A 2917-nucleotide genomic window follows, 5' to 3' on the forward strand; every position below is an offset into this window, starting at 1 on the left:
ATTGTTGCCGATATCAATACCTTGGCTAGCCTTGAGGTTGATATTGCCTGCCAGTCCTGCATTGCTGGTACTGCTGGTAATTTGGCTATTGTCAAAGCGAATCAAGCCGCTACTCGTAAGGGAGACATTGCCAGCGGAGTCCAGCCCCTTGGTATCGCTTTCGATGCGACTGTTGGTGAGGGTGAGATTGCCCAAACTGTTGATATTGACATCCCCCGAACGTCCTGTGCCATTGGTTGAGATATTAATCACTCCCGTAAATGGAGTGGAAATAGAAACCTGTTTACTGGTGAAAACCACGGTATCGGCGATCGCTAAATTCCCATGTCCCAAAATCGACACCGACCCTGCCTGAGCAGAAGAGGATGTCGTTAGTAATGTCAGTCCAGATATCTGATTTTGGGCTTCCAATCCGATCGAACCACCATTGCTAGATGTTCCATTAGGCGCAGCAGAGAAAGTATATAGACTGCTCATATTGCCGAAGATATCCCCTTTTGGGGCAATTAGATTGATGTCACCGCCATACCCGCTATTACCTCCCTGTGCAATGGATGAGGAATACAGATCGCTCTGGTTGGAAAGATTACCATTATTCGCAGAAAAGGTAATATTGCCGCCATTGCCACTATTGCCACTATTCCCTAGGGCTAAGGAGTACACCTGCCCTTGGTTAGAAAGATTACCATTATTCGCGGAAAAGGTAATATTGCCGCCATTGCCACTATTGCCACTATTCCCTAGGGCTAAGGAGTACACCTGCCCTTGGTTAGAAAGATTGCCATTGCTCACAGAAAGGCTAATATGACCACTATTGCCACTATCCAATAATCCGTAGGAATAGGAGTACAAATCACTCTGGTTGGAAAGATTGCCATTGCTCACAGAAAGGGTAATATTGCCTCCATTGCCACTATTATTATTTGAGAAGGCATCAGAGTCTATATAACCACCTTGGGTCAAAAGGTTGCCATTAGTCGTAGAAAGGGTAATATTGCCTCCATTACCATTATCACCGTTGTAATTAGACACCAAATAACCATTGACAGAGAGATTACCGTTAGTTGTCGAAAGGCTAATTGCACCTCCTTTCCCTGTACCTACGCTAAATGTTGATGAATCTGCATATCCATTGACAGAGAGATTACCGTTAGTTGCGGAAAGGCTAATTGCACCTCCATTTGCTATTGTATTTGTACCATAGCCATTTGCTCCTGAATATAAGAATCCATTATTAAAAGAGAGATTGCCATTAGTCGTGGCAATCGTGATATCGCCTCCCTTCCCACTATTTCCTGTCAAAGAAGTGCTCGAGTTCGCATTACCATTAATTGAGATATTGCCATTGGCAAGAATGGTGATGTTACCACCATTCACCCCATCGCCAACAGTGGACGAAGACAAAGCTCCCGTTACAATATCCCCAGTAGCCTTCAGAATGATGGAACCCCCATCCCCACCCGTAAAATTGAAAGTGTTAATACTGGCAACCCTAATGCTACCAGCAGGCAATCCCGCCACTGTCCCCGTCGTAAAATTGGTGTGTAATATTCCCACTCCCAATTGGGGTAAATTGGATGTAGGTAAAGTTGTCACCCCTGCTCGTAAAATCGCCGCAGGCTGAGTCGTGAGAGTCATAAAATCTGGGTCGCTACTGGGAATGGTGCTATCGGGTCCCGTAATGTAAATATTCCCTCCCTCAATGCTTCCCGTCGCTTCCACCTTCAGGGCTACGCCTGTATAGTCTCCAAATACCACATCCCCATTGGCATAAACGATCGGGTCGAATAGGCTGACAAACTTGCCTGGCTTGCCTGTTAGCGTCTGAAATAAAACATTTCCCCCACTGACGAAATGGGCATCCCCAGAAATATTTCCATTGCTGATCAAGCTCAGATTTCCCCCACTGCGTAATGCTCCACCACTATGCTTTAAGGCTAGGATATCAATCTTCAGATTTCCTTGAACGATCAAGTTCCTTCCTGCTTGAGCGAGGAATGGGGTTGTGACAGTATCTCGGATTTTTACCGTATCCTGTGCTTTTAAGGTAATATCTCTCCCTGCGATCAATTGTCCTTGCAAATCTAGGCTTCCACCTTCCAGTATTAGATCCGCTCCTGTGGTGAGATTGCTCCGTATGGTTATTGGTGCTGCATTGGCTCCCATGTTTAACCCAATTGGCGAACTAATCGTTAACAATGGTGGGTTATTAGTACTCACCGCACTAAACTCTGTTCCATCAATAAACTTGACGCTATTGGCTGTCGTTCCGACAAACGATCCGCCGATATTTAGCCTTGCATTGGCTCCAAAGATAATTCCATTGGGATTGAGCAAAAACAAACTTACGGGATTATGGCTATTTGTGGTCTGAATCAAGCCATCAATGTTGGAAACATTACTTCCCGTCACCCGACTAAAAATCGTCTTAATATTCGGTGTATTAACCAGATTAAAAGTTGCCGAACCTCCTGTCGGTACTGAGAATTGGCTAAAACTATGGAATAGATTTACTCCATTACTGGGCTGATTGCCATTGGTAATCGTAAAGTTGAGATTGTCTGGACTGGTAACTGTAGTAGACAGCGTGCCATCGGCTTTCACGCTCTGTGCATTAACATTTGTGGGTAAAAGCATCCCCATTCCCATCTCTATAAATAGAAATAGAAAGCTGGGATACCACCACCATAGTCTTTGACTAAAATTCATTGGAAATTACCTCTTTAAAAAGCTTTGGTGCGATCGCTAAGAATCCCGCACAGTCTGTTACGGTTGCTTCTCTTATCGCGCTATTAGTAGTATAGAGATCGACTTCACCCTTGGCATTTAATCGCCAACCCGTAGCTTCCACAATGGGCGTTGCCGAATTATCGGACTGGCTTGTAGTTGCGAGATTATTAGGATTGCGAAGAGATGC

General features: G+C 44.8%; 2 protein-coding genes. Both read right to left on the minus strand.

Annotated features, from left to right (window positions below; all coding sequences use genetic code 11):
* The coding region (locus AC805_RS16705; protein WP_055076456.1) for a filamentous hemagglutinin N-terminal domain-containing protein at positions 1–2709 on the minus strand (2709 nt) is incomplete at its 3' end.
* The coding region (locus AC805_RS26440) for a hypothetical protein (RefSeq protein ID WP_055076457.1) at positions 2699–2917 on the minus strand (219 nt) is incomplete at its 5' end. The genes AC805_RS26440 and AC805_RS16705, both read right to left, overlap by 11 nt.

This window comes from Pseudanabaena sp. 'Roaring Creek', from assembly GCF_001402795.1.
GTDB lineage: Bacteria > Cyanobacteriota > Cyanobacteriia > Pseudanabaenales > Pseudanabaenaceae > Pseudanabaena.